This window comes from Streptomyces sp. SID5785 (assembly GCF_009870065.1).
In the GTDB taxonomy this organism is placed as follows: Bacteria; Actinomycetota; Actinomycetes; order Streptomycetales; family Streptomycetaceae; genus Streptomyces.
In genome coordinates this window covers 1-5,119 of record NZ_WWIA01000783.1, presented here as the reverse complement: position 1 = coordinate 5,119, position 5,119 = coordinate 1, and the positions used below count along the sequence as shown (strand labels likewise).

6 protein-coding genes and 1 pseudogene are annotated in these 5,119 nt (G+C 74.2%); 4 read left to right on the top strand and 3 right to left on the bottom strand.

Annotated elements, in window-relative coordinates; translation table 11 throughout:
• The 3 genes and pseudogenes from GTW43_RS25835 to GTW43_RS25825 form a co-directional block, all read right to left on the bottom strand.
• A pseudogene (locus tag GTW43_RS25835) lies at positions 1-456 on the bottom strand (allophanate hydrolase subunit 2 family protein); the annotation flags it as partial.
• Positions 453-1,100, bottom strand: coding sequence for an allophanate hydrolase subunit 1 (locus GTW43_RS25830; protein ID WP_161304389.1), 648 nt, complete (start codon positions 1,098-1,100; stop codon positions 453-455). The gene GTW43_RS25830 and the pseudogene GTW43_RS25835, both read right to left, overlap by 4 nt.
• The gene (locus tag GTW43_RS25825; protein ID WP_161304390.1) at positions 1,097-1,849 is read right to left on the bottom strand and encodes a 5-oxoprolinase subunit PxpA; all 753 of its coding nucleotides are present in this window, start codon (positions 1,847-1,849) and stop codon (positions 1,097-1,099) included. Before GTW43_RS25825 ends, GTW43_RS25830 begins: the two co-directional genes overlap by 4 nt.
• Before the next feature lie 206 nt (positions 1,850-2,055).
• Between GTW43_RS25825 and GTW43_RS25820 the strand changes: the two genes are divergently transcribed.
• The 4 genes from GTW43_RS25820 to GTW43_RS25805 all read left to right on the top strand — a co-directional run.
• Entirely contained in the window at positions 2,056-2,775 is a 720-nt protein-coding gene (locus GTW43_RS25820) for a DUF969 domain-containing protein (protein ID WP_161304388.1), read from the top strand.
• Positions 2,772-3,737 carry a DUF979 domain-containing protein gene (locus GTW43_RS25815; protein ID WP_161304387.1) on the top strand — a complete coding sequence of 322 codons (966 nt, stop codon included), beginning with the start codon at positions 2,772-2,774 and terminating at the stop codon, positions 3,735-3,737. The genes GTW43_RS25820 and GTW43_RS25815 overlap by 4 nt, the downstream gene beginning before the upstream one ends.
• Positions 3,738-3,756: 19 nt before the next feature.
• Positions 3,757-4,401, top strand: a complete 645-nt coding sequence (gene pcp, locus GTW43_RS25810) for a pyroglutamyl-peptidase I (RefSeq protein ID WP_161304386.1) — start codon at positions 3,757-3,759, stop codon at positions 4,399-4,401.
• 48 nt (positions 4,402-4,449) lie between these two features.
• Positions 4,450-5,119: DUF2891 family protein (locus tag GTW43_RS25805; RefSeq protein ID WP_161304385.1), on the top strand; the 670-nt coding region annotated here is incomplete at its 3' end.

Here is a 5,119-nt window from a genome sequence, read left to right as displayed (position 1 = left end):
GAGCGGGATCAGCGCGCCGTCGGCCAGCGGGTCAGGGCCGAGCCCCGACAGCAGGTCGGTCGAGCGGCTGGCGAGCACCGGCTCGACGGCGACGCCGCCGGCGAACGCGAGATAGCTGCGCAGCCCGGAGGTGGCGGGGCCCGCGTCGAGCACGGCGCCGGCCGGGACGCGCACCGGGCTGCCCCAGGGCACGGGCCGCCCGCCGACGGTGACCCGGCACGGGGCGCCGCCCACCACCGCGGTGACGGCGGCGTCCGGCCGTACCGCGCAGCCGGTGAGGGTGGTCTCCAGGACGGCGGTGTGCGCCGGATTGCCGACGAGGCGGTTCGCGAGGCGCATCGCGGGCGCGTCGAGCGCGCCCGAGCGCGGCACGCCCAGGTGGGCGTGGCCCGTCCGGCCCGCGTCCTGGACCGTGGTGAGGGCGCCGGAGCGCACGACGGTCAGCACGGTGCTCACGCGGCACCGCCCGGGGCCGCGAACCGCACCCGGGTCCCCGGGGTCAGCAGCGCGGCCTGCTCGCGGGACGGGTCCCACAGCCGCTCCGGCTCCGCGTAGGTGCCGATGATCTGCCAGCCGCCGGGGGTGGCCCGCGGGTACACCGCCGCGTAGGGGCCGGCCAGCGCCACCGCGCCCGCCGGCACTCTCGTGCGGGGCGTCGCACGGCGCGGCACGTGCAGCGGACCGGGCAGACCGGTGAGATAGCCGAAGCCGGGCGCGAAGCCGCAGAACGCGACGCGGTACGTGTACGAGGAGTGCCGGGCCGCGACCTCGTCCTCGGGCACGCCCCACAGCCGGGCGACCTCGGCCAGATCGGGGCCGTCGTAGACGACGGGCAGCGTGATCACCGCGCCCTCGGCGGGCGGGGTCCGCGGCACGGTCCACGCGGTGAGCTCGCGGGCCAGCGCCGCCGGTTCGGGCACGCCGTCGAGCAGGACGGTGCGGGCGCCGGGCACGATCTCGGTGACCGGGGGCAGGGTGCCCGCGGCGCGGCGGCGCAGCAGTTCGGCGTGGAAGGCGGCGGTGCCGGGGGCGTCGGGCAGTTCGACGAGCAGCGCGTGCCGCCCCGCCGGACGGACGGTCACGCCCGCGGGCCCGCTCATGCGAAGGCCCGCACGGTGACTCCGGCCGACTCGAGCGCCGCCCGCACCCGGGCCGCGGTGCGCGCCGCGCCGGGGGTGTCGCCGTGCACGCACAGGGAGCGGGCGGCGACCGCGACCCGGCTGCCGTCGGCCGCCTCGACGCCGCCGTCGATGGCGAAGCCCACGGACCGGCGCACCACGGCCTCGGCGTCCTCGACCACGGCGTGCGGCTCCCGGCGCGGCACCAGGGTGCCCCCGGGCGTGTAGGCGCGGTCGGCGAAGGCCTCGGGCACGGGGGTGAGACCCGCGGCGGCGGCGGCGTCGAGCAGCTGCGAGCCGGGCAGCCCGAGCACCGGGAGCGCCCCGCCCGCGAGCGTGACGCCGGTGACGACGGCGTGGGCCTGCTCCGCGTCGCGCACGGTGCGGTTGTAGAGGGCGCCGTGCGGTTTCACGTAGGCGACGCCGGCGCCGGCGGCCTCGGCGAACACCCGCAGCGCCCCGATCTGGTAGGCGACCTCGGCGGCCAGTTCGTCCGGCGGCACGTCCATCGCGCGGCGTCCGAAGCCGGCGAGGTCGCGGTAGGAGACCTGGGCGCCGATCCGCACGCCGCGCGCGGCGGCGAGGTCGCAGACGCGGCGCATCACGGACGGGTCGCCGGCGTGGAAGCCGCAGGCGACGTTGGCGCTGGTCACGGCCGACAGCAGGGCCTCGTCGTCGGTGAGGGTCCACCGGCCGAAGCCTTCGCCGAGATCCGCGTTGAGGTCGATCACGTGCTGGGTCACGTCCTCAACGTAGGCGATTGTTGAACGATTCGACAAGATGGAACTCACAGGGCGGAACCCCTTGTTCGATCGTTCAACGATCGCCTAGGGTCCGTGCATCCCCCATGGAACCGGAACGGCAGATTCAGTGCTGACGCGTGCCCGGTGCCGTGCCCCTCGTCCCGTGCCCTGTGCGCACTGAAGAAGGCCGCCGCATGATCGTTCTTCTCGGCGTGCTCGTGGTGATCCTCGGATTCGTCACGCGCCGCAATCCCGTCCTCGTGGTCGGTGTCGCCGGCATCGCCACCGGACTGCTCGGCACGATGAACCCGCAGGAGATCCTCGCCGCCTTCGGGAAGTCGTTCGCCGACAGCCGCTCCGTCACCGTGTTCGCCGTCGTGCTCCCGGTGATCGGCCTGCTCGAGCGCTACGGCCTGCGCGAACAGGCCGCCACCCTCATCGGCAGGCTCGGCCGGCTCAGCGCGGGCCGCTTCCTCACCGTCTACCTGCTGGTCCGCCAGGTCACCGCCGCCTTCGGTCTCAACAACCTCGGCGGCCCCGCGCAGACCGTGCGCCCGCTCGTCGCCCCCATGGCCGAGGCCGCCGCCGAACGCCGGCTCGGCGCGAAACTGCCCGACCGGCTGCGCGAGAAGGTGCGCTCCTACTCCGCGTCCGCGGACACCGTCGGCGTCTTCTTCGGCGAGGACTGCTTCATCGCGATCGGCTCCATCCTGCTGATCACCGGCTTCGTGAACTCCACCTACCACCAGGAGCTCGAGCCCACCCAGCTCGCCCTGTGGGCCATTCCCCTCGCCGTCTGCGCCTTCGTCATCCACGGGGCCCGGCTGCTGATGCTCGACCGCAAGCTGGAGCGCGAGATGGCGCTCGCCGCCGCCGAGCACGACCTCCCGAAGCCGAAGGAGACCGCCAAGTGATCAAGGTCGAGTGGCTCTACTGGCTCATCGGGCTCGTCTTCGTCGTCATGGCCGTGCAGATGGCCATGGACCGCACCAACCCCAAGCGCTGGACCTCCGCCGCGTTCTGGGGCCTGCTCGGACTGACCTTCCCCTACGGCACCGGGGTCGCCACCGGCGCGACCGCCTACACGCTGCCCGCCGAACCGCTCGGCGTCGCCGTCCTCGCGCTCATCGTCCTCGCCGGCTTCAACTTCATCGGCAAGGGCACCCCCGTCACGACCACGGGGGAGGAGCGCGAGGCGTCCGCGGCGCGCCTGGGCAACAAGCTCTTCGTCCCGGCCCTCACGATCCCGCTCGTCGCCATCGTCTGCGCCTCGTTCCTCGACGAGTCCGGTCTGTTCGAGACCGGCAAGGCCACGCTCATCGGGCTCGGCCTCGGCTGTGTCGTGGGCCTCGTCGTCGGCATGCTCGTCACCGGCGAGCGCAAGCTGTCCACCCCCCTCCACGCGGGCCGCTCGATGCTGGAGGCGATGGGCTCGGCGCTGCTGCTGCCGCAGCTGCTCTCCGTCCTCGGCGCGATCTTCGCCGTCGCGGGCGTCGGCACCCAGGTCGGCAAGATCGTGAACGACGTGCTGCCCGACAACTCCAAGTACCTCGCCGTCCTCGCGTACTGCGTCGGCATGTTCCTGTTCACCGTGATCATGGGCAACGCGTTCGCCGCGTTCCCCGTCATGACCGCCGCGATCGGCTGGCCCGTGCTCATCCAGCAGATGCACGGCAACGAGGTCGCCATCCTCGCGATGGGCATGCTCGCCGGATTCGCCGGCACGCTCTGCACGCCCATGGCGGCCAACTTCAACATCGTCCCGGCGACCCTGCTCGAGCTGAAGGACCAGTACGGCCCGATCAAGGCACAGCTGCCGACCGGCATCGCCCTGCTCGGCTGCACCGTCGTCCTGATGGCGCTCTTCGGCTTCTAGCACTGGGAGGCACCCGCCCATGACCCGCATCCTGCTCACCGGCTTCGAACCCTTCGGCGGAGCGTCCGTCAACCCGTCCTGGCAGGCGGCGTCCCTCGTCGCCGCCGCGCCCCCGGAGGGCCTGGACGTCACCGCGGTGGAACTGCCGTGCGTGTTCGGCGCCGCCCTCGACGCCCTGCGCGACGCCCTCGGCACCGTCCGGCCCGAGGTCGTCGTCTGCCTCGGACAGGCGGGCGGCCGGCCCGGCGTCACCGTGGAACGCGTCGCGATCAACGTCGACGACGCACGCATCCCCGACAACGCCGGGGCCCGGCCGATCGACGAGCCCGTCGTGCCGGGCGGGCCCGCCGCGTACTTCTCGTCGCTGCCGGTGAAGGCGTGCGTGGCCGCGCTGCGGGAGGCGGGCGTGCCCGCGGCGCTCTCGAACACCGCCGGCACGTTCGTCTGCAACCACGTCGCCTACGGGCTCGGGCATCTGCTCGCGACGGAGTTCCCCGGGGTGCGGGGCGGGTTCGTCCACGTGCCGTGGGCGCCGGAACAGGTCGTCGACGGGGGCGCGCCCGCGCTGCCCGCGGAGACGGTGGCGGCCGGGATCCGGGCGTTGCTGTCGGCCGCGGCCTCGACCCGGGCCGACCTCAGAGCCTCCGAGGGCGCCACCCACTAGGTCCTGCCCAGGCCGATGAGGCACACCCCCGACCCCGAGAGGCCAGACATGCCCACCCCGCAATCGATCGCCGCCCTCGCCACGGCGAACGTCACCCGCGCCTACCCCCACTTCCCCGCCCACCTGGTGACGTCCCCCACCGAGGACACCACTCCGCGCACCCTCCACCCGGCGTTCTACGGCGCCTACGACTGGCACTCGTCGGTCCACATGCACTGGCTCCTGGTCCGCCTGCACCACCGCGGCGAACTCCCCGAGGGTCCGGGGACGGCCGCCCTCGACGCCCACCTCACCGCGGAGCACCTGCGCACGGAGGCCGACTACCTGCTCGCCCACCCGGGCTTCGAGCGCCCCTACGGCTGGGCCTGGCTGACCGCGCTCGCCGCGGAGTGCGCAGGCACCCGCTGGGCGGACGCCTTCGGACCGGCCGTCGGCGCCGTCGAGCGCCTGCTCACCGCATGGCTGGCGAAGGCCACGTACCCGGTGCGGCACGGCATCCACACCAACAGCGCCTTCGCGCTCGGCCTGATCCTCGACACGGGCCCGGCCGCGGGTCTCACCGGCACCACGCTCGACGCCGTCCGGGCCCGGCTGCTCGACTGGTTCGCCGCCGACCACGACGCCCCCGCGCACTGGGAGCCCTCCGGCCAGGACTTCCTGTCGCCCGCCCTGACGGAGGCCGACGCGCTGCGCCGGGTGCTGCCCGCCGCCGAGTTCA